Raw genomic sequence first — 21,085 nt, 5'->3', positions numbered from 1 at the left:
CGTTTTGACTAAGCGTCGTGTGGTGATTACCGGTTTGGGTGTGTTGACACCTGTGGGATTGAATGTAGGCGAGACCTGGAACAACCTGTTGGCGGGTAAAAGTGGAATTGACTACCTGACTAAGTTTGACACCGAGTCTTTTTCGGTGAAATTCGGTGGGGTCCTGAAGGGCTTCGAAGCGACCGACTACATTCCGGCAAAAGAAACCAAGAAAATGGATCCGTTTATCCATTACGGCATTGCGGCCGGTATTCAGGCGTTTCGCGATAGCGGACTTGAGGTCACTGAAGAAAACGCTACGCGCATCGGCGTGTCGATCGGTTCGGGGATCGGTGGTATCGGTTCAATCGAAACTCAGCACAATACTATGCTGAACGGCGGTCCTCGCCGTATTTCGCCGTTTTTTGTGCCCAGTGCCATTATCAACATGATCTCCGGTAACCTGTCGATTATGTTCGGTTTTAAAGGGCCGAATATGGCGATCGGCACGGCTTGTGCCACTGGTACGCACAGTATCGGCGACGCCGCTCGCATGATCCAGTACGGCGATGCCGATGTGATGATTGCCGGCGGTGCCGAATATGCCACCACTGAGTTGGGGCTGGGCGGTTTTGCCGCAGCGCGTGCGTTGTCAACGCGTAACGATAATCCGCAGGCGGCGAGCCGTCCGTGGGACAAAGACCGCGACGGTTTTGTGTTGAGTGATGGTGCCGGTGCGGTGGTATTGGAAGAGTACGAGCACGCCAAGGCGCGTGGCGCGAAAATCTATGCGGAAGTGTTAGGCTTCGGGATGAGCGGCGATGCTTATCATATGACATTGCCGGCAGCCGGCGGTGAAGGCGCGGCACGCTGTATGGTGCAGGCGTTGCGCAACGCGCAGCTGGATCCGAGCAAAATCAACTATATCAACGCGCACGGCACCTCGACGCCGGCGGGTGATGTTTGCGAGACCATGGCGGTCAAGTCGACCTTCGGCGATCACGCCTACAAGCTGGCGATGAGCTCAACCAAATCGATGACTGGCCACGCCTTGGGTGCGGCTGGCGCCATGGAAGCGGTGTTTACCGCCTTGGCGATCAGCGAACAGAAATTACCGCCGACGATTAACCTGGAAAGCCCGGAAGAGGGCTGCGACCTGGATTACGTCGCTAACGAAGCGCGTGATGCCAAAGTGGATTTTGCCCTGTCCAACTCGTTTGGTTTTGGCGGTACCAACGCGAGTCTGGTATTCGGCAAAATCTAAGTGCGGTTAGCCATTGAGAGCATTTATGGATAGAACCTCTTCTATCGACACGCAGGCTGTGGTGACACGGCCTGTTTGTTTTTCGGACAGGCCGCTTTCTGCCAAAGCGGTCGATTTGTCGAAGCTGCATCAGCTCAATGCGGAGCGCTATCCGTTTCTGTTGGAAAGTGTCGCCAAGGGCGCGTTGGGGCAACACAGCATTCTGTTTGCCTTCCCGCAGAAAACCCTGCAATTGACGCATCCTGAGGAGGCGCAGCGCTTTGTCAAAGAAGCCAAGCAGGGGTTCGCAGCGGCTAAGATTGCGCAAGTCGAGTGTGATTTGCCGTTTTACGGCGGTTGGTTCGCCTATTTCAGCTACGATTACGCGCAAGTGGTCGAGCCGACGTTGAGGTTGCCACCATCCGAATTCCCACTGGCCTCTCTGACTCGCGTACCTGCCGCCGTGGTGTTAAACCATCTGGACGATTCGGTCACTTTGGTGGCGGAAGCCGAATATGCCGAATTGTTGCCGTTGATGGAGTCCGACCTGCAACAAGCGTTAGCCTTGCCCGACGAATCGGCGGCAATCAGCATTCAGTCCGCAGGTGAAGAGCCGGAGCAGAAATATCTGCAAGGGGTCGAAGCCGTCAAAGAATACATCCTCGCCGGCGATGTTTTTCAGGTCAATCTGTCACGTCAATGGCAGGTCACACTGTCCGACACCCAAACCTATTTGGATGTATACCGCGCGTTGCGTCGCCACAATCCGGCGCCGTTTGCCGCTTTGGCGCATTTTGGCGGGTGGGGCTTAAGCGAACCAAGTGCGTTTGAACCGGCTGAAAAAACTCAACAGGCCGGGTGGTCGATTATCAGTTCCTCGCCGGAACGGCTCGTCAAATATCAGTCGCCCTGGGTGGAAACCCGCCCGATTGCCGGCACGCGCAAACGCAGTGCCGATCTGGAACAGGATCGTGCGCTGATCGAGGAGTTGATTTCTCATCCCAAAGAGCGCGCCGAGCATATTATGCTGATCGATCTGGAGCGCAATGATCTGGGGCGCATCTGCCAGCCGGGCACGGTCGAAGTCAACGAGCTGATGGTGGTGGAAAGCTATGAGCACGTGCATCACATTGTTTCCAATGTGCGCGGCCAGTTGCAGGCAGGTTTTGATCCTTTGGATATTGTGCATGCGCTTTTCCCGGGCGGCACGATTACCGGCTGCCCGAAAGTGCGTTGTATGGAAATTATCGCCGAACTGGAGCAGATGCCGCGCGAGGCCTATACCGGTTCTTTGGGGTATATCAACCGCGACGGTTCGCTGGATTTGAATATCCTGATTCGCACCATGTTGCATAGTCGCCAACAGGGGCAGTCCGTCGTGCAGTTCCGTGCCGGTGCCGGCATAGTCGCGGATTCCGTGGCCGAAAACGAATTGACCGAAACGCGCCATAAAGCCAAAGGGCTGATCAACGCCCTGCAAAGTCAGGGGTAAAGCGGTGAGTCTGCTCGGCATCTGGGTGGATGGCGTCAAGCAAACGCAACTGGCGGTGCAGGATCGTGCCGTGCAGTACGGCGACGGCTTTTTCACCACCATTCTGCTGATGCAGGGCAAGGTGTTCAACTGGCCGGCGCATTGGCGTCGCGTGCAGACTTCCGCGGAACGCTTAGGATTTCCGGCGTTTAATGAAGAGCAGCTATTGATGTCATTGCGTCAGGCGCTCACTGAATTGCCGGTCGAGTTGCAGCTCGCACCGTTAATGGCCAAACTGATTGTCACGCGCGGCATCGGCGGAGCCGGTTATGCGCCGTTGAGCGAGCCGACGCCTGCTGTGATCTGGCAGCTGGCCGAACATCCGCTTTACCGTCAGGTGGAAGACTTTAGGCAAGCGCCGCAGGCATTGACATTGGGCATTTGTCAGACACAGGCGGCGATTCAGCCTCAGCTCGCCGGGCTTAAACACCTGAACCGTTTGGATAATGTCTTGGCGCGCGCCGAGTTGGCGGAGCAGAATCTGCCGGAAGGGATTATGTTGAATGCCTTTGGCGAGGTGGTTAGCGCCACGCAGGCCAATCTGTTTATGCTCAAGGACGGCTGTTGGCTCACGCCGGTTTTGCAGTACAGCGGTGTCGCCGGCACCACGCGCGCGCAACTGCTGCAGTTGGTCCCGCAATGGGGCTTTGAGGTGGTAGAGCAGCGTTTGACCTTGGCGGATATTGAACAGGCCGATGAACTCTTTGTCACCAATGCCTTGCGTGGCATTATGCCGGTCAAGGTGTTGGCAGAGCGAACCTTTGGCATGGTGCAAGGCATGGACTTGCGGCAACGTTGGTGTGATTGGCAATGGGCGCAGGCGCAGGAACTGCTTGAATGATGCGCGCTTGGAAAAAACTGCTGTTAATCGCTTTGAGCGGCATTCTGGTCCTTGCCCTGTTGGCGGCGTGGCAGATTCAGCAGTTTCTGACATCGCCGATTTCAACCGGCCAGCAGCCTCGGATTGTCGCCATCCACGCCGGTTCGAGTGCGGCTAAGGTCGCGCAGCAATTGCATACGGCCGGCGTGCTGGACGCTCCCAAAGCCTATGTCTGGTATTTGCGTTACCACGGGTTGCACGGGCAGCTCAAAACCGGCGAGTTGCAGATTAATCCGCAATGGAATGTTGCCGAATTGACCGAGGCGTTGCTCAAAGGCGAAACGGTCAAATATCCGGCAACCCTGGTTGCCGGACAGTCGTTTGCGCAGATGCTGCCGCAGTTGCAGGCTTTGCCTAAAATCAAGTCGCAGCTTTCATTGCAGCGCGTGGCTGAACTCTACGGCGAATTGGGTCTGCCCAATCCCGGCACGGCGGCGTATCCGTTTGCCGGATTGGAAGGCTGGTTTCTGCCGGAGACCTATCTGTATGAGGCCGGCGATAGCGATGTGGAGGTGTTGAAACGCGCCTATGCCGCGATGCAGCGCGAATTGCAGCAGGTCTGGGCTGCGCGGGCAGAAGGCTTGCCCTATAAAACTCCTTATGAGGCGCTGATTATGGCGGCTTTGGTGGAGAAGGAAACCGGCGTGGCGGCGGAGCGTGCGCTGATTGCCGGGGTGTTTGTCAATCGCCTCAAAAAAGGTATGCGTTTGCAGACCGACCCGACGGTGATTTACGGCATCGGCGAGGGTTATGACGGTAATATCCGCAAACGCGATTTACTGAAAAGCACGCCGTACAACACCTATCGCATGAGCGGTTTGCCGCCGACGCCGATTGCCATGCCGAGCCGTGAAGCCTTGTGGGCGGCGCTGCATCCGCAGAATACCAAGGCGTTGTATTTTGTGGCCACCGGCAATGGCGAGCATGTCTTTTCGGAGACCTTGGAAGCCCATAACCGCGCGGTGCGCCAGTATCAGCTGAAAAGATGATGCAACGCGCATCGCAACATTTTGGTTTTAAAAACTCAACAGGCCGGGTAGTCGGCAGCTAACGATTGGAACGGACGGAACAGAAGTATGCAAGGTAAATTCATTACGCTGGAAGGCACCGAAGGGGCCGGGAAATCGACCAATCTGGCGTTTATCGAAACCTGGCTGCAAGCACGCGGCATCGACGTGGTGGTGACGCGCGAGCCGGGCGGCACGGCCATCGGCGAGAAAATCCGCGGATTGTTGCTGGATAAAAGCCATAGCGAAATGCACGCCGACACCGAGTTGCTGTTGATGTTTGCGGCGCGTGCCCAGCATATTCAGGAAAAAATCCTGCCGGCGCTGGCCGAGGGGAAATGGGTGGTGTCCGACCGTTTTACCGATGCTTCCTATGCTTACCAAGGGGCGGCGCGCGGCATGGGGTTTGAGCGCATCGCACCGATCGAGGCGTGGGTACAGCAGGGATTTCAACCGCACAAAACCTTTATCTTCGACCTACCGATTGAAATCGGCATGGCACGCGTCGCCTCGCGCGGCGGCCAGACCGACCGCTTTGAACAGGAACGCCACGACTTTTTCGAGAAGGTGCGCGGCGCCTATTTGCAGCGCGCGGAGTTGGCGCCGGCACGTTACGCCGTGCTGGATGCCAGCCAGTCGCTGGAGGCGGTGCAGGCGCAGATTATCGCAAACCTGCAAGCGCTGTTGGAGGCATAGATGGACAATAATCCGGCTCTCTACCCTTGGATGCAAACTCAGTGGCAGCAGTGGCTGGCACTGCAAGGGCGTCTGGGGCATGCCTATCTGCTGTCGGCACCGCCGGGCATCGGCATTGAAGCCTTTGTGCAGCAACAGGCGCAAACCCTGTTCTGTCAGCACGGCACGGCCTGCGGCCAGTGCAGCGGCTGTCATCTGTATACCACCGGGCAGCATCCGGATTTTTTCCCTCTGCGTCTGTTGGAAGAGAAAAAAGAGATCGGCGTCGATCAAGTGCGCGAGCTGATTTATCAGCTTAATGAAACCTCGCATCAGGGCGGCTACAAAATCGCTTGGGTGGAGCAACCGGAGTTATTGAACGCCTCGGCCTTCAATGCGCTTTTGAAAACTTTGGAAGAGCCGGGGCAGCAAACCCTGTTTATTTTGACGACGCATCAGCTGGGGCGTTTGCCGGCGACCATTGTCAGCCGCTGTCAGAAACTGCGTTTTGCCATGCCGGATTTGGCCAGCGCACAAGCCTGGTTGCAGCAACAGCAGCCGCAAGCCGATGCCGCCTTGTTGAAGCGCGCTTTGCGTTTGAACTGGGGCGCACCATTGGCGGCGTTGCAGTGGATTGAGGCGCGCGGTTTTGAAGAAGACGCCGAATGGAAAAACGCCCTCAAGCAGTTGCAAAACGGTCAGAAAACCGTGCCGCAGGTGGTGGAACAGTGGTTGAAATGGCCGCGTCCCGAAGCGGCGTTCGACTATTTTTATCAGTGGAGCGTTGCCGTCTTGCGCAATGCGTTCTATGCCGAGCAGCCGGCCTGTTCAGAATCGCAAACCCAAAATTGGCTGCGTTTTCAACAGGCCACTCTGCAAGCTAAAGAGAGTTGGCTGGGCAATGCCAATAAACAGCTGGTTCTGGAAACGCTGTGTTTGGAGTGGCTGGAAAGTCAGCAAACGCAAGCTCCGTTGCAAAGCGGGTTTGCCGGTAAATGGATAAGAGGACAATTAGCGTGATTGTGGATTCGCACTGTCATTTGAATATCCTGCCTGAAGACAAGGTGGGCAACATCAACGCGGTCATTAAGCAGGCCAAGGAACTGGATGTGGGTCGCATTCTCTGCGTGGCGATCAACCCGGCGCAATGGCATGAGGTGCTGGGGTTGGCCGAGGCGCATGCAGAGGTGTTTGCCGCCATCGGCGTGCATCCGTGCGAGGCGCCGGAGGTGGTGGTGAGTGATGAGCAGTTGTTGGAAGTGGCGTCGCATCCAAAAGTGATCGGCATTGGCGAAGTGGGCTTGGATTATTTTCACTTTAATCCGGCAGAGATGGACATGGCGTGGCAGCATGACCGTTTTCGCCAGCATATCCGCATCGCCAAGCAGCTCGGCAAGCCGCTGATTATCCATACCCGCAACTCCACGCCGGACTGTCTGCAGATTTTGGAAGAGGAAGGGGCGCGGGATGTCGGCGGCATTATGCACTGCTTTGTCGAGGACTTGGCCACCGCCGAGCGCGCCATGGACATCGGTTTTTATATTTCGTTCTCCGGCATTGTGACCTTTAAGACCGCACTGGAGTTGAAAGAGGTGGCTAAGGCCGTGCCGTTGGAACGCATTCTGGTGGAAACCGATGCGCCTTATCTGGCGCCGGTGCCGTACCGCGGCAAGACCAATCAGCCGGGTTACACCCGTTATGTGGTCGAGGAGATCGCGCGTTTGCGCGAACTGCCGTTCGAGACGGTGGCGGAGGCGACCACAACCAATTTCAAACGCCTCTTTAAGGTCGATTTTTAACCCTACTCACGAGGGCATCTTTGATGCGTCCATCTCCTCAATCTGGCACAAAAGCGCCGGCGGTCAAAGCGCTGTCGGAGCGTTCCTACACCTGGCAGCGTATTTTCGAACTGGTAAAGCGCCATAAGCCGCGTCTGGTCAAGGCGCACATTATCGCCTTGTTTGCCATGTTGGCGACTGTGCCGCTGCCACTGCTGCTGCCGATTCTGGTGGATGAGGTCTTGCTGGATAAACCGGGCTGGATTGTCGGTTTCCTGCAGAGCTTGGTAGCGCCCGACTGGTATGGAGCGACCTACTATATTGTGGCGATTACGATCATTACCATCGTATTGCGTGTGGCCGGTTTGGGGCTGGGCGTCTGGCAGATGCAGCAGTTCACCGTGATTGCCAAGGATGTAACCTACGGCATCCGCCGCGACCTGCTGGCGCGGGTGCAGGGGGTGGCGATGGCGCAGTACGAAACCCTGGGCAGCGGCAGCGTTTCGGCGACGTTGGTGAATGACGTCAACAGCATCGATAACTTTCTCGGCTCGACCGTCGGTAAACTGATCATCGCGCTGTTCTCGCTGGTGGGGGTCAGTTTGATCCTGCTGTGGCTGCACTGGCAGCTGGCGCTGTTTATTCTGCTGTTGAATCCGGTGGTGGTCTATTTCACCATGCGCATGGGACGCAAGGTCAAAACCCTCAAAAAAGACGAAAACAGTGCGGTGGAGGCCTTTCAGCAGGCGCTGACCGAAACCTTGGACGCGTTGCAGCAGGTGCGTGCCGTCAATCAGGATAAAAACTTTTTTGACCGTGTGCGTAGTCATGCGGGCTCCATCAAGCAGCACTCCGAGGCGTTTACCTGGAAGAGCGATGCGGCGAGCCGTTTCTCGTTTATGATCTTTCTGGTCGGCTTCGACATCTTTCGCGGTGTGAGTATGCTGATGGTGGTGTTCTCCGGTTTGACTATCGGCGAGATGATGGCGGTATTCGGTTATCTGTGGTTTATGATGGGGCCGGTGCAGGAACTGCTGACCATGCAGTACAGCTACAGTGCCGCGAGCGGTGCCTTGCAGCGCATCAATGAAGTGTTGGATTTGAAACAGGAACCGGTGTTTGCAAGCCGCGTCAATCCTTTTCAACAGGCCGGCCCTGTCAACATTGAGGTGGAAAAACTCTGTTTCCATTATCCCGGCAAGGCCGAACCGGTGCTCAATGCGTTGAGCTTTACCATTCAGCCGGGAGAAAAACTCGCACTGGTCGGTGCCAGTGGCGGCGGCAAGACCACGCTGGTGCAGTTGCTTTTGGGGTTCTATCAGGCCGATAGCGGCCAAATCCGCTATGGCGGGGAGCCGATTGAAGCGGTCGGGCAGAGTGTGGTGCGCCGCCATGTTGCGACTGTACTGCAACAGCCGGTGCTGTTTCATCAGAGCATCCGCTTTAACCTGACACTGGGGCAAGCAATGGACGAGGAAAAACTCTGGGCGGCGTTGCGTTTGGCGCAGTTGGAAGAGACCGTCAAACAACAGCCGCAGCAGCTCGAAACGGTGGTGGGGCGCAATGGCATCAAACTTTCCGGCGGGCAGCGTCAGCGTCTGGCGATTGCGCGCATGATTCTGCAAGACCCCAAAGTGGTGATTATGGACGAGGCGACTTCGGCCTTGGATATGGAAACAGAACGCCGTCTTTATCAGGATTTGGCGCCGTTCTTTGAGGGGCGCACCACGCTGATCGTGGCGCACCGTTTAAGTTCGATCCGTCAGGCAGACCGCATTTTGGTGTTTGAAGACGGCCATATTATTGAAACCGGCAGCCATGACGAACTGATGGCGCAGCAGGGAACCTATCATAAACTTTACCGTTGAGATGTAGAAACGACGGGCACAAAAAAACCGAACAGGCCGGGTGGCCTGTTCGGTTTTTATTTGGAAATTTATTGTATTAAAGCGCGCGATTAGACTTTGCAGTCCAGATGATAAGCCGCTTGCATGGTGTTTTCCAGCAGGGTGGCGATCGTCATCGGCCCCACACCGCCCGGAACGGGGGTGATCCAGCTGGCACGCTCTTTGGCCACGTCATATTCCACGTCACCGACCAGGCGGCCGTCGTCCATACGGTTAATGCCCACGTCGATCACAATCGCGCCGGATTTGATCCAGTCGCCTTTGACCATTTCCGGAATGCCGACGCCGACTACGACCAGATCCGCTTCGGACACTTTTTGCGGCAAATCTTTGGTGGCGCTGTGGCAGATAGTGACGGTAGCACGCTCGTTTAACAGTTCCAATGCCATCGGTACACCTACGATATTCGATGCGCCTACGACCACGGCGTTCAAACCGCGCAACGGGATGCCGGTTTTGGCGAGCATGGTCATCACACCGTGCGGTGTGCAGGGAGCCAGTTGCGGCATGCGCGTCGCTAAGCGTCCTACATTATAAGGGTGGAAGCCGTCCACATCTTTGCAAGGATGGATGCGCTCGATAATCGCTTCGGGATCGATATGTTTTGGCACAGGCAGTTGCACGATAATGCCGTGAACTGTGTCGTCGGCATTCAGTTTGTCGATCAGCGCCAAGACCTCTTCTTGAGAGGTTTCTGCGGGAAGCACTTCAGACACGTCTTTAAAGCCGGCTTTCTGACAGGCCAGTTTCTTATTGCGCACATAAACCTGAGAGGCAGGGTCTTCGCCGACCATAATCACTGCGAGTCCTGGAGGGTTTTTACCCTGAGCAACTTGCTTTTCTACTTCCTGTTTAATGGATTCGCGCAGTTCTTCTGCAATGGCTTTGCCGTCAAGAATCTTAGCCGACATACAATTTCTCCCGAATTTAAGGTCAAAACAAAAAGCCTATGATACCCGATTTTTAAAAAAGCAGAGCAAAATGGACCTTTTAAAATAGGGCTATTGGACGCCTTAAAATGAAGAATCAAATACTTAGAATCGATTGGCTTGGAAGGCTTAAAAAAAACGCGAATTTTTCGTTTTTTTTGATGAATGCTTGTTGACAGCTATCGGGGCCGTCTATACAATACGCACATCTTTTACGGAGTGTAGCGCAGCTTGGTAGCGCACCTGTTTTGGGTACAGGTGGTCGGGGGTTCGAATCCCTCCACTCCGACCAAATTCCGCCGGCCAGTAACCTACTGGTTGGCAACTATACATGTTAAGGGCCCATAGCTCAACTGGATAGAGCAACGCCCTTCTAAGGCGTGGGTTGGGGGTTCGATTCCTCCTGGGCTCGCCATTTCACATGTTATTCGTTTGATGTCACTATGGCGGACGTAGCTCAGTTGGTAGAGCCCAGGATTGTGATTCCTGTTGTCGCGGGTTCGATCCCCGTCGTTCGCCCCATTTTCCCAGTTACTTTTCAGTTAGATTCAATTTATCACTCGCATTTATACAGTGCGCGATGATTACTGTCTTATATTATTTCCTCAATTCTGTCATTTGTTTGCTAGCGGTAATCGGCGGATTGCACCGTTTTTTGCACCGTCTTGTGCTAACCAGAGCTGTTGCGGATGCTGCGGGTCGAATGCGATCGCTTCGGGTTTGTCAGTAAGCCAGTCGCCTTTGAGGGTTTGCGCCGGAGGCAGCGGGGTCAAGGCCTGCTGTCCTTGCCAGCTAAAGAGTTGGAAGAGATAGGGCGTTTCGTTGACCGGACCGGTCAATAGCCAAAGTTTCCCCTGATTTGCGGCCATGTCGCGAATGCCTAAACCGCCGAGGTTGAGCAGTTTCAGCTGCTGTTTTGCAAGGCTGAATGTCTGGCTGTCGAGTTTGAATTGCAGAATCGGCGTGAGGTTGCCGCGTAATACCGGGCCGCGAAAACCGACATAAAGCTTCTCGCCATCCACTGCGATGCCTTCGATATCGATACCGTTTTCTTTGCTGGGCAGGGCGCTGAAAGGCGCGAGAATCGGTTCTTGGGCAATCCACTTGTCGAGACTGGTAGCGCGGATCTGTTTCACCTCTGCGTTATTCATTAATTCAATTTGAAATAATTGATGACGGCTGGGTTCATGAATAATGCGGCTCAAGCGGTTTAGATTGTCTTTGTCCGACGCATCAATGTCGATTTTTTTGCGCTTGCGGGAGTGTGAACCGATGGCGTACAGATAGGGGGCTTGCCACGCCAGACCTTCCAGATCGAGTTCGGCGCTATTGTCGGTTAAGTGCACCACCCCGTTCTTTTTGACGGCATAGTTTCCGTTATGGTTCTTGAGAATCTGCAGTGCATTGCCTTCATCGGTGGCCACAACGGCAAAACGTTCGGTGACGACCAGGCCGCTGATATTGCGGTTATCAATGTCCAGTTTGCCTTGTATCGGCAATAACTCCGGGGAGCCGGCCTGCAGCGCGGATGGTGAAAATGTCAGGGCGCTGAGGACGAGGAGGAGGGGCTTGGCGTGAATGCGGAGAATGGACATAAGCAGTGCTTTCAATGAATGGTTTCAATTAACGGGCCTACCCGGCCTGTTGAGTTTTTTCACAGCCAAAAAATCCATTCTTCAACGTGTATCCGACATCGCCAGCAGGCGGTCGATATCGACACTTTTCAAGAACTCGACAAAGGCTTGTGCGCTGGGATCGAGGTTTTTGTCTTTCATCCAGGCGACATACCAGTCGCGCCGCAGCGGAAAACCTTCCACATCCAAAATTACCAAATGGCCGTATTTCGCTTCAATGCGGATGGATTGTTTGGGCAGGACGGAAATGCCCAAACCGGCCATCACCGCTTGCTTAATGGATTCGGTGCTGCCCAGTTCCATATAAGGTTCAATGGTCACGCCGTGTTCGGCAAAACGTTCTTCAACGGAAATGCGTATTCCCGACCCCTTTTCACGCATCAGAAAGCGCTCGTTGGCGATGTCTTTAGGGTTGATGCTTTTGGCTTTGGCCAGGGGGTGATTGGGCGGAGCCGCGACCACCAACACGTTCTGGAAGAAGGGGAAGGATTCCATTTTGAGTTCTTCGGGTACGCGTCCCATGATCGACAGGTCGTATTGATTGTTTTTGAGTTCGTCCAAAATGCGGCGGCGGTTGATGACGGTAATGGCCGGGCGCACATCGGGATAACGGTTCAGAAACGCCTTGAGGATGTATGGCATAAAGTATTTGGCCGGCGTCACCACGGCGATTTTGAGTTGCCCTTCGATTTTCTGGTGTTCGGACTTAATCACACCATTCAATTCTTTGAGTTCTTCAAGAATGCGCTGGCAGGTTTGATACATGCGTTCGCCGGAGCGCGTTAGATAGAGTTTTTTGCCGATGACTTCGACCAGTTTGACGTCGTTATTTTCTTCCAGACGTTTGATCTGAATCGACACCGCAGGCTGCGATAAATTGAGTTCTTCGGCGGCTTTGGTATAGCTCAAATGACGGGCGACCGCTTCAAAAATTCGAATTTGTTGCGCGGTGATATGTAAATTTTGCATTGTTTTTTGCCCGTGTCAAAAATTTAAATTATTGATTTTATTGTATTTACTGTTTATGAATAAACAAATGTATATAAATTGTATTACAAACCATGCGAGAAGCCATCAAGAGTTTTCCCTAACATAGCAATCACTGAAGGCAAGGAGCGAAATGAAACGCACCAAACAAATTGCTAATTCAGACTTTTTTACTATCAATCTATAAAGAGGTAAAAGATGGCTAAGACTTATAATGCCGGTGTAAAAGAATACCGCGAAACGTATTGGATGCCAGATTATGAGCCAAAAGACTCAGACTTTTTGGCGTGTTTTAAAGTTGTTCCACAAGAAGGTGTTTCTCGTGAAGAGTGTGCGGCGGCAGTTGCGGCTGAATCTTCAACAGGTACTTGGACAACTGTATGGACTGACTTGTTGACTGACCTTGACTACTACAAAGGTCGTGCGTACCGCATCGAAGACGTTCCAGGTGACGATTCTGCCTACTACGCATTCATCGCTTACCCGATCGACCTGTTCGAAGAAGGTTCAATCGTATCGGTAATGACCTCTTTGGTTGGTAACGTATTCGGCTTTAAAGCATTGCGCTCTATCCGCCTTGAAGATATCCGTTTCCCACTAGCTTACGTGATGACTTGCGGTGGACCACCACACGGTATCCAGGTTGAGCGTGACAAAATGGATAAGTACGGCCGTCCAATGTTGGGTTGTACTATCAAGCCAAAACTAGGTTTGTCTGCTAAGAACTACGGTCGTGCGGTTTATGAGTGTCTGCGTGGCGGTCTGGACTTCACTAAAGACGACGAAAACGTAACTTCTCAGCCATTCATGCGCTGGAGAGACCGTTTCCTGTTCTGTCAAGAAGCTATCGAAAAAGCTCAAGTTGAAACAGGCGAGCGTAAAGGTCACTACTTGAACGTTACTGCTGGTACGCCAGAAGAGATGTACGAGCGTGCTGAATTCGCTAAAGAAATCGGTACTCCGATCATCATGCACGACTTCTTGACTGGTGGTTTGACTGCCAACACGGGTCTGGCTAACTACTGCCGTAAAAACGGTCTGTTGTTGCACATCCACCGCGCAATGCACGGTGTAATCGACCGTAACCCAATGCACGGTATCCACTTCCGCGTATTGGCTAAAGTACTGCGTTTGTCTGGTGGTGACCACCTGCACTCAGGTACGGTTGTTGGTAAGTTGGAAGGTGACCGTGAAGCGACTTTGGGTTGGATCGATATCATGCGTGATAGCTTCATCCCAGAAAACCGTTCACGCGGCATCATGTTCGACCAAGACTTCGGTGCGATGCCTGGTGTAATCCCAGTTGCATCTGGTGGTATCCACGTATGGCACATGCCAGCCTTGGTAACTATCTTCGGTGACGACTCTGTTCTACAGTTCGGTGGCGGTACTTTGGGTCACCCATGGGGTAACGCAGCAGGTGCGGCGGCTAACCGTGTGGCTTTGGAAGCGTGTGTTCAAGCACGTAACGAAGGTATCGAAGTTGAGAAGAACGGTAAAGAAGTTCTTACTAACGCTGCTAAGCATAGCCCAGAACTTAAGATCGCAATGGAAACTTGGAAAGAAATCAAGTTTGAATTCGATACTGTTGACAAGCTAGATGTTGCTCACAAGTAATTTGAATTTAGGAGAATAGACAATGAGTCAAGTACAAGATTATCCATCACGTATTTCCGATCCAAAGTCACGTAAGGCAGAGACATTCTCTTACCTTCCAAAAATGACTGACGATCAGATCAAAAAACAAGTTGAGTACATCATCAGCAAGGGCTGGAACCCAGCTATCGAACACACTGAGCCAGAGAATGCTTTCTCTTACTACTGGTACATGTGGAAGCTGCCGATGTTCGGTGAAACTGATGCAAGTGCAGTACTGGCAGAAGTTAACAACTGTATCAAAGCCAACCCAAACAACCACGTTCGTTTGATTGGTTATGACAACTTCGCACAGTCTCAAGGTGCGAACATGTTGGTAAAACGCGGCGATATGTAATATCGTCCGGCCACGCGGCGGTTCCCCGACTGCCGTGTGGCACCCCAGAATTCTGAACGGGGAGATAAAATCGCCACGTTCGAAACCAGTTTATCCGTTCAGCCCCTTACCTCCTGAACGGGTAAAAACGGTCAACCGACCCCGAAATCGGTTGGCCTTTTTATCCCCAAGTTTGTTCTAACTTGGACTCGATTCCCATTTAGACATGCTGATTTGACTCACCGAGTCGGCAATTCTAAGTGACATGAACAATGGAGAAATCTGATGTCTGAAATCAACGCTCTAGATCCAACACAATATATTATTAAAAACGAACCTTTCTACCGTCCGGTAGCGGATGAGATTGAGCTGTTTGAGTCGGGTTACGCTTCACGTATGCCAATCATGCTTAAAGGCCCAACCGGTTGCGGTAAGTCGCGTTTTGTTGAATACATGGCTTACAAGCTGGGCAAGCCGCTGATTACGGTGGCGTGTAACGAAGATATGACCGCATCGGATTTGGTCGGTCGTTACCTGATCGACATCAACGGTACGCGCTGGCAGGACGGTCCTTTGACGGTTGCGGCACGTATCGGCGCCATCTGTTACCTGGACGAGGTGGTGGAAGCCCGTCAGGATACCACGGTTGTTATCCACCCGTTGACTGACCACCGCCGCGTATTGCCTTTGGATAAGAAAGGCGAGTTGGTTGAAGCGCACCCGGACTTCCAGTTGGTAATCTCTTATAACCCGGGTTACCAGTCGATGATGAAAGACCTGAAGCAATCGACCAAACAGCGTTTCGGCGGCTTCAAGTTCGATTACCCTGAAGCCGAAGTGGAAGCGGACATCGTTTCCAAAGAAGCGGGTATTGACCGTCCAACGGCCGAGAAACTGGTTCAAGTCGCACAGCGTTCACGTAACCTCAAAGGTCACGGTCTGGACGAGGGTATCTCAACCCGTCTGTTGGTCTACGCAGGGCAGTTGATCAATAAAGGTGTCGAGCCTAAGAAAGCCTGTACGATGGCATTGATTACGCCGCTGACGGATGATGACGATATTCTGGATACTCTGTTGACCACAGTGGATACGTTCTTCGGTTAATAAAAAAGATTTAACCGCGAAGCTCACGAAGCGCACGAAGGGATGAAAACTAAGTATTCTCACTTAAATTGTAAATACTTCGTGACCTTCGTGTTCTTCGTGGTTCAACTTTCAAGGCCAAGAATCGAACAAAAGAGTATGCACTATGAGTTTTGATATTGTAGAAGTCAAACAATCGCTGATCGAAAGCGTGCCCCAGCTGGAGGAGATGCTCGATTCGTTGATTCAGGAAGCTTCGCACTATATGAACGAAGCCTCGCGCGAAACCTGGTTGCAGAACGCCAAGGGTATCGCCTATCTGGGTAAAGGTCAGCAGGTCGTTATCAGCTATCTGGTGGCGGTGCCGCAGGTGATCGCCAAAATCGACGACGAGATCCTCGACGATATTCTGGAAACCATCATGAAGCTGTCTTCGGTGACATCGGGTGAAGTGGTTGCCTTGATGCTGGATTCGCTGCCGTTGATTGCCGAGCGTACCGGCGATATCGACTTGTGCCGTCAGTATTTGGCGTTGATCTACCAGATCGGCTCGAAAACCCCGCGCGGTTTGCGCCCGATGCTGAATATCATGGACGAGTTGATGGCCAAGTTGACGGTGTCTGGTCTGCGTCGTTGGGCGCAGTGGGGTGCGCAGGCGCACGCCCGCAACTTCGGTGCGCAGCTCGAGTATTTCTCGCTGAAATCGGCGGATTCCAAAGCGGTTTTCCAGCAGCAGCGCAAAGGTTCGTTGTTTATCGACAACCACCGTTCCATCAACTTCTATCTGCGCGCTTTTTGGGGGCGTGATTTCTTTATCCGCCCTGCGGCGGCCGATTTTGACGACTTTAAACCCTACTTCGAAAAAATGGCGCTGCATCTGCCGGATGCCTTGAACGATTTGGGTGACATCAAAGGGGTTGATTTGTACCGTGCCATGGCGGCGCACTTGGCTTCGCACGTGGCCTACACCAAAAACGCCATCAGCATGGAGCAGTTGAACCACCAGCAGATGTTCTTTATCGAATTGATTGAAGACGCCCGCGTAGAGTACAACGCCATCAAGAACTTCCCGGGGTTGAAAAACCTGTGGTTGAAAGTGATTCGTGCGAGCATGGAAGAGCGCCAGCTCGATCCGCGTTCGACCGCAGCGCGACTGGAGCAGTTGTCTCTGGCGTTGATGGATGCCGACTACGAGCTGGACGATACACAGATGCAGGTGGTGGCGGATGCGTTCCACGAAAAAATCGAAGAAAACCGCCTGAACGAACAGTTCTCGTGGGATTTGGGGATTCTGCTCTACAATGTGCTTAACCAGGCGACGACCCGTTGGGAATCGCTGACGCAAATCAACAAACTGCGTTTTGCCTACCGCGACGACAACCGTCTGGTGTGGGCGAGTGAAGAGTGGGCGGAGATGGAAGGCGGCGGTAGCGGCTACAAAGAAACCGTGCGTAAATATGTGTCGGTGATGGAGATGATCAACGAGATCGACTCCGAACTGGTGGACGTTGACCACGACGAAATCTGGGTGTTGGGCAGCGAGTTCTTCCCGTATGAAGACAACGGTATCTCCTTTAACGAGATGGAAGGGGTCGAACCGATTTCCGATCCGTACCATTACCACGAGTGGGATTACCGCGTGCAGTTGCACCGTCCGAGCTGGGTAACCTTGTACGAGCATCGCGCCAAGAAGGGCGATCCGGACATCTACCACCGCATTCTGGACGCCAATAAAGGCATTGCACACCGCATCAAGCAGATTGTTGATAAGCTGCAAGCGGTCGGTCTGCAGCGTATCCGTCGTATCGAAGACGGCGACGAGCTGGACTTGAACGCCTGTGTGGAAGCGATTACCGCGATCCGCATGGGGCAGGAGCCGGATCCGCGTATCACCATGAAAAACGTGATCCGTTCGCGTGAAGTATCGGTGGTGATTCTGCTCGATTTGTCCGAATCCACCAATGAGTTCATCAACGGTGAAGAGAAGACAATCATCGAGGTCACGCAGGAAGCGGCGATTCTGGTGTCGCACGCCATTAACGGTATCGGCGACCAGTTTGCGGTTCACGGCTTCTCGTCCGACGGTCGTCATGACGTACAATATACGCGTTTCAAACAGTTCGACGAACCGTTTGATGCCGATGTTCACGCCAAACTGGCGGGGATGAAAGGCGGGCTTTCCACGCGTATGGGCGCGGCGATGCGTCATGCCGGTCACTATCTGGAGAGACAGACCAGCAAGCAGAAACTGTTGTTGGTGATTACCGACGGCGAGCCGGCGGATATCGACGAAAAAGACGGTCAGTATCTGAAACAGGATGCCAAGAAAGCGGTCGAAGAGTTGCAGTCCAAGGGGATTTACTCTTACTGTCTGACCATCGACCAGTATGCTGACAAATACGTGCAGCAGATTTTCGGTGTGAACCGTTACGCGATTGTTGATAATGTGATGCGTCTGCCTGAAAAACTGCCGACCTTGTTTGCGAATTTGACGACCTAAAAATCGTCGCAAAAAATTCTCAACAGGCCGGGTAGGTCAGGCAAATCCCCGACAGGAAGCAGTTCCTTCGGGGATTTTTTATAATGAACTTCAAATCCTAATAATCCCTATTAATCAAAAGCTCCTTCAGGGTAAGGGCTAGAGAGACCTTTGAACGAGGTGGATGCACAGATAAAAAGGGTTAAAACTTCCCTGATTTTTGTTGGAAAACTGACCAATAGCTGGCTATTGGCTCAGTTTTCCGCCTCAATCAGAGAAGTTTTTCCGCATTTTTTTTCTGTGCTCCACTCGCACAAAGGTCTCAAATAAAGGAGAAACAGATGAATACGGAACAATTTAAAGAAGCGTTGCAAACCTTTGCTGACGAAGACTATCAAGCGGTGCTGGACGGCGCGGCTTTGGTGGTGTTTCAGGACAAGGCGTTGGCGCTCGGCAAGCCGGAAGAGGCTTATGTGATTTACGAGTTGGGCGACGAACAATTCGATTCCGCTCAGGCGCTTAAGGCGCATTTGCTGGCCAATGCCGAATCGATCCTTAAAGAGTACTATCAGTTCAACCCGTTGAGCAAAGAGTATTTCAATCGTGAACTGTCGGCGTTGATTCAGGAACACGGCGAAAATGCGTTTATCTCCATGCCGGGCAAGGAAACGACGTTTAAGTTGTTTGTCGAAGACGGCAAGGTCGTGGCGGAAGACAACAGCAGTCCGCGATTCAAATACGGTTTTCATCTGTCGCTGGATGAAAAAATGCTGCCGCAGGCGATCAGCAACAAAGTCAAAAACTGGGTGCAGTCTGGTAGCGCCTACAGTGAATATATCAGTGTGAATGTGTGCCGTTTCAGCTGTATGGAATAATCACTGAAAGTGACTCTATTATTGAAAGTGGCTCCGGCCACTTTTTTTTATGGGCGCTAAAAACTGAAAGAATCAAAAAGAATTAATGATTGGTGGAGATGGGCAATGGCAAATAGTGCCGTTTTTACTGGCCTACAGGGGGTTGATGTCATTTTTACCCCCGAATTTACCCCCGTTTTTTCTGCGCTTGGATGCCAGTCCGTGACATAAAAACAAGTTTTAGGATCGGTGTTCACTTCCTATTCACTGAACGCTCTTTGACAAGTGCATGGTGATTGTCGATACTGTTTTTAGATTTGCATTTCCCAGGGGATTCATCAGTGAGACTTCTAGCCGCTTTCGTCACTGAGTGTCGTTAGTGGTTACTTCTTTCCTTTGAAAGCCTCTCCTTGAATCTAATTACTCTAGGGTTATTCCTAAAATATTCCGAAAGCTTTTTGGAGGCTTCTTTCATCTCCTTTCTTAACGCATCCATTTCTTCTTGAGTCAGTTCTCTAGAGGCATTATCTGGCTTGCTTTTACTCATGTGTTTACATTTCCAAAATCCTTAACCACTCGCGTTGCACTTTTTGGCATTTCAGCACCAGCCCTTAACATCAGGTGCATAACCTGATAACTCGCCAGCCTGTTTCCACATTGACAATCAACCATGCGATACACCCAGCCGGAGCATGATTCTTGAATCAGTTTTAATTCATCGTTTGTACGTTCTTGATCACACACAGGGCAGTGGGCTTTAATTGCGTGGCCATATTCGAGTGCGTCATCAACGAAAAATTGAAGGTTGAGTTTATGGATGGTGTTTGCTGAAAGCGCATAGGTTTCTTCGTTGCCACTGTCGGCATTGCCTAGCCATTGTCTAAAGGTTGTTTCAAAATCACTTTGCCGGCCACGTTTTATGAACCATTGCAATAGTTCAGCCGCTTCGACCGTAAACACCCCCCTGTTTTCGTTTGGATGGTGAAAGTCAGTGACTTCAAGTGAAAGGTATTTAGGGCATTGTGGGTGAGTGTCGAGGTTCACCGATTCATTTTGACTTGTTAGCTGTGTATGCCAGTCATCAAGTGCTTTTTGTTGCCCGATTCCAAAGAATGATTTTAGTTTGCTGAACACAATGCGCCCCTTTGAATGAATAAAGGCTAGTGTAAAGCATCATGCTGCTGCTTGGTAATCCTTGCAATCAATAACGACAATGCACTGCCTAGTTGATGGTTTAGTTCGGTACTCTGTTCTGCATAGGCTCGGTAAATATCTTGTCTCTCTGGCGGTGGCAAGTTGTTGATGATTTCTGTTAGCCGATCTAGTTCAGGAGAGTAGTTGAAGGTGCAATCTTCATTAGTTAAACCAAGACTTTCATTCATCTTGCACTGGTCAACTCGTCCACCCAGTGTAAAAGCATCAGACTGAAATACTGAGTTTACTGCTCCTAACTCAAGTCGCTGCTGATTGATGTAATAGCCCCAGCGTCTAAGCAATTCGATTAGCTGTACTCGGTAGTTCATTGCCGTTCCCTTGAATGACGTAACAGGAATCATTTTAGCGAATTAACAACAAGGTTACAGCAAGGGTAAAAATGACGGGTAGGGTCAATCACACTAAGGTAGCACTAAGGGTTAGAACTGAAATTAGGGCATTGTTACGGCACGGGTAAATGACCACCAAGGGCGATATAAGGGCGATGGTAGTGTTCCAAATAACGGGTATTTAAGAGGTAGGCTTAGAAATGACTTTGAGCGCGTCACGACTTGTCACGCAATGTCACAAAAAGAATGTCAGCATTTTTCTTCGGCAAGGTGACGGCACCTTAAGACAACGATGTCGCAACGACCATTACGGCAAGGTTACGGTAAGGGTTGATAAGCTATTGATAAGGGTGTTTCGGAAACGATACTCTTTTACCGTGTCAGATAACCCCAAGACAACCCCAATGCTTTGTGCTTTTACGGTAAGGTCACGGTGAGGGCGATGTTGGGGCGAGGGTAAAAGAGAGTAAATCCGGTGGTAAAGGCGTTCTCTTCTTTTTCGGGTGAATTGGCGGCCTGAATAAAAAACAGGTTTTAGGAAAGGTGGCTATTTTGGCTTTTTGGCTTTTTTTGAATCTTGGTAAGGTGGCCTAAATGCTGAAA

Annotated in this window: 19 protein-coding genes and 3 tRNA genes; 16 read left to right on the top strand and 6 right to left on the bottom strand. The window is 52.1% G+C overall.

Annotation, left to right across the window (positions count from 1 at the left end; translation table 11 throughout):
• Positions 1 to 4 precede the first annotated feature (4 nt).
• The 8 genes from fabF to HZ297_RS04025 all read left to right on the top strand — a co-directional run bounded on the left by fabF (position 5) and on the right by HZ297_RS04025 (position 8,961).
• The gene (gene fabF / locus HZ297_RS04060) at positions 5 to 1,243 is read left to right on the top strand and encodes a beta-ketoacyl-ACP synthase II (protein ID WP_178861702.1); all 1,239 of its coding nucleotides are present in this window, start codon (positions 5 to 7) and stop codon (positions 1,241 to 1,243) included.
• Positions 1,244 to 1,268: 25 nt separating this feature from the next.
• A complete protein-coding gene (locus HZ297_RS04055) occupies positions 1,269 to 2,714 on the top strand; it encodes an aminodeoxychorismate synthase component I (RefSeq protein WP_178861701.1) in 1,446 nt (481 codons plus the stop codon).
• Between the two features lie 4 nt (positions 2,715 to 2,718).
• Positions 2,719 to 3,594: an aminodeoxychorismate lyase gene (gene pabC / locus HZ297_RS04050; protein ID WP_178861700.1), complete on the top strand. Its 876-nt coding sequence runs from the start codon at positions 2,719 to 2,721 to the stop codon at positions 3,592 to 3,594.
• On the top strand, positions 3,591 to 4,622 hold the full coding sequence (gene mltG, locus HZ297_RS04045; protein WP_246261618.1) for an endolytic transglycosylase MltG: 1,032 nt from the start codon (positions 3,591 to 3,593) through the stop codon (positions 4,620 to 4,622). The genes pabC and mltG overlap by 4 nt, the downstream gene beginning before the upstream one ends.
• Positions 4,623 to 4,709: 87 nt before the next feature.
• Positions 4,710 to 5,336: a dTMP kinase gene (gene tmk, locus HZ297_RS04040; RefSeq protein ID WP_178861699.1), complete on the top strand. Its 627-nt coding sequence runs from the start codon at positions 4,710 to 4,712 to the stop codon at positions 5,334 to 5,336.
• Positions 5,337 to 6,335: a DNA polymerase III subunit delta' gene (gene holB, locus HZ297_RS04035; protein ID WP_246261617.1), complete on the top strand. Its 999-nt coding sequence runs from the start codon at positions 5,337 to 5,339 to the stop codon at positions 6,333 to 6,335. It begins immediately after the preceding gene.
• The gene (locus HZ297_RS04030) at positions 6,332 to 7,114 is read left to right on the top strand and encodes a YchF/TatD family DNA exonuclease (RefSeq protein WP_178861808.1); all 783 of its coding nucleotides are present in this window, start codon (positions 6,332 to 6,334) and stop codon (positions 7,112 to 7,114) included. The genes holB and HZ297_RS04030 overlap by 4 nt, the downstream gene beginning before the upstream one ends.
• A gap of 23 nt (positions 7,115 to 7,137) precedes the next feature.
• Positions 7,138 to 8,961, top strand: coding sequence for an ABC transporter ATP-binding protein (locus HZ297_RS04025; protein WP_178861698.1), 1,824 nt, complete (start codon positions 7,138 to 7,140; stop codon positions 8,959 to 8,961).
• Positions 8,962 to 9,050: 89 nt separating this feature from the next.
• On the opposite strand, the gene folD is transcribed toward HZ297_RS04025, so the two are convergent.
• Entirely contained in the window at positions 9,051 to 9,911 is an 861-nt protein-coding gene (folD, locus tag HZ297_RS04020) for a bifunctional methylenetetrahydrofolate dehydrogenase/methenyltetrahydrofolate cyclohydrolase FolD (protein WP_178861697.1), read from the bottom strand.
• A 233-nt stretch (positions 9,912 to 10,144) separates the two neighbouring features.
• Between folD and HZ297_RS04015 the strand changes: the two genes are divergently transcribed.
• From HZ297_RS04015 to HZ297_RS04005, 3 genes are all read left to right on the top strand, one after another.
• Positions 10,145 to 10,221, top strand: a tRNA-Pro gene (locus HZ297_RS04015).
• Positions 10,222 to 10,267: 46 nt separating this feature from the next.
• Positions 10,268 to 10,344 (top strand) — tRNA-Arg (locus tag HZ297_RS04010).
• Positions 10,345 to 10,375: 31 nt separating this feature from the next.
• Positions 10,376 to 10,451: transfer RNA gene (locus tag HZ297_RS04005), tRNA-His, on the top strand.
• A 92-nt stretch (positions 10,452 to 10,543) separates the two neighbouring features.
• Here HZ297_RS04005 and HZ297_RS04000 read toward each other — a convergent pair.
• Both HZ297_RS04000 and HZ297_RS03995 read right to left on the bottom strand, forming a co-directional pair.
• The gene (locus HZ297_RS04000; RefSeq protein WP_178861696.1) at positions 10,544 to 11,524 is read right to left on the bottom strand and encodes a DUF3616 domain-containing protein; all 981 of its coding nucleotides are present in this window, start codon (positions 11,522 to 11,524) and stop codon (positions 10,544 to 10,546) included.
• 81 nt (positions 11,525 to 11,605) lie between these two features.
• Positions 11,606 to 12,532, bottom strand: a complete 927-nt coding sequence (locus tag HZ297_RS03995) for a LysR family transcriptional regulator (RefSeq protein WP_178861695.1) — start codon at positions 12,530 to 12,532, stop codon at positions 11,606 to 11,608.
• Positions 12,533 to 12,748: 216 nt separating this feature from the next.
• On the opposite strand from HZ297_RS03995, the gene HZ297_RS03990 reads away from it, so the two are divergent.
• The 5 genes from HZ297_RS03990 to HZ297_RS03970 all read left to right on the top strand — a co-directional run bounded on the left by HZ297_RS03990 (position 12,749) and on the right by HZ297_RS03970 (position 18,959).
• A complete protein-coding gene (locus tag HZ297_RS03990) occupies positions 12,749 to 14,167 on the top strand; it encodes a form I ribulose bisphosphate carboxylase large subunit (RefSeq protein WP_178861694.1) in 1,419 nt (472 codons plus the stop codon).
• Between the two features lie 22 nt (positions 14,168 to 14,189).
• A complete protein-coding gene (locus tag HZ297_RS03985; RefSeq protein ID WP_178861693.1) occupies positions 14,190 to 14,543 on the top strand; it encodes a ribulose bisphosphate carboxylase small subunit in 354 nt (117 codons plus the stop codon).
• Positions 14,544 to 14,807: 264 nt separating this feature from the next.
• A complete protein-coding gene (locus tag HZ297_RS03980) occupies positions 14,808 to 15,626 on the top strand; it encodes a CbbQ/NirQ/NorQ/GpvN family protein (protein ID WP_178861692.1) in 819 nt (272 codons plus the stop codon).
• A 145-nt stretch (positions 15,627 to 15,771) separates the two neighbouring features.
• Positions 15,772 to 18,105, top strand: a complete 2,334-nt coding sequence (locus HZ297_RS03975; protein ID WP_178861691.1) for a nitric oxide reductase activation protein NorD — start codon at positions 15,772 to 15,774, stop codon at positions 18,103 to 18,105.
• Between the two features lie 320 nt (positions 18,106 to 18,425).
• On the top strand, positions 18,426 to 18,959 hold the full coding sequence (locus HZ297_RS03970; protein WP_178861690.1) for a hypothetical protein: 534 nt from the start codon (positions 18,426 to 18,428) through the stop codon (positions 18,957 to 18,959).
• 355 nt (positions 18,960 to 19,314) lie between these two features.
• Here HZ297_RS03970 and HZ297_RS03965 read toward each other — a convergent pair whose 3' ends face one another.
• The 3 genes from HZ297_RS03965 to HZ297_RS03955 are packed head-to-tail and all read right to left on the bottom strand — an operon-like array spanning position 19,315 to position 20,461.
• The gene (locus tag HZ297_RS03965; RefSeq protein ID WP_178861689.1) at positions 19,315 to 19,485 is read right to left on the bottom strand and encodes a hypothetical protein; all 171 of its coding nucleotides are present in this window, start codon (positions 19,483 to 19,485) and stop codon (positions 19,315 to 19,317) included.
• Positions 19,482 to 20,072, bottom strand: a complete 591-nt coding sequence (locus HZ297_RS03960) for a hypothetical protein (RefSeq protein ID WP_178861688.1) — start codon at positions 20,070 to 20,072, stop codon at positions 19,482 to 19,484. Before HZ297_RS03960 ends, HZ297_RS03965 begins: the two co-directional genes overlap by 4 nt.
• 26 nt (positions 20,073 to 20,098) lie before the next feature.
• The gene (locus HZ297_RS03955; RefSeq protein WP_178861687.1) at positions 20,099 to 20,461 is read right to left on the bottom strand and encodes a hypothetical protein; all 363 of its coding nucleotides are present in this window, start codon (positions 20,459 to 20,461) and stop codon (positions 20,099 to 20,101) included.
• Positions 20,462 to 21,085: the final 624 nt, after the last annotated feature.

The sequence above is a fragment of the Thiomicrorhabdus cannonii genome, assembly GCF_013391695.1.
Lineage (GTDB): Bacteria > Pseudomonadota > Gammaproteobacteria > Thiomicrospirales > Thiomicrospiraceae > Thiomicrorhabdus > Thiomicrorhabdus cannonii.
This window is presented reverse-complemented; position numbering and strand designations above follow the sequence as displayed.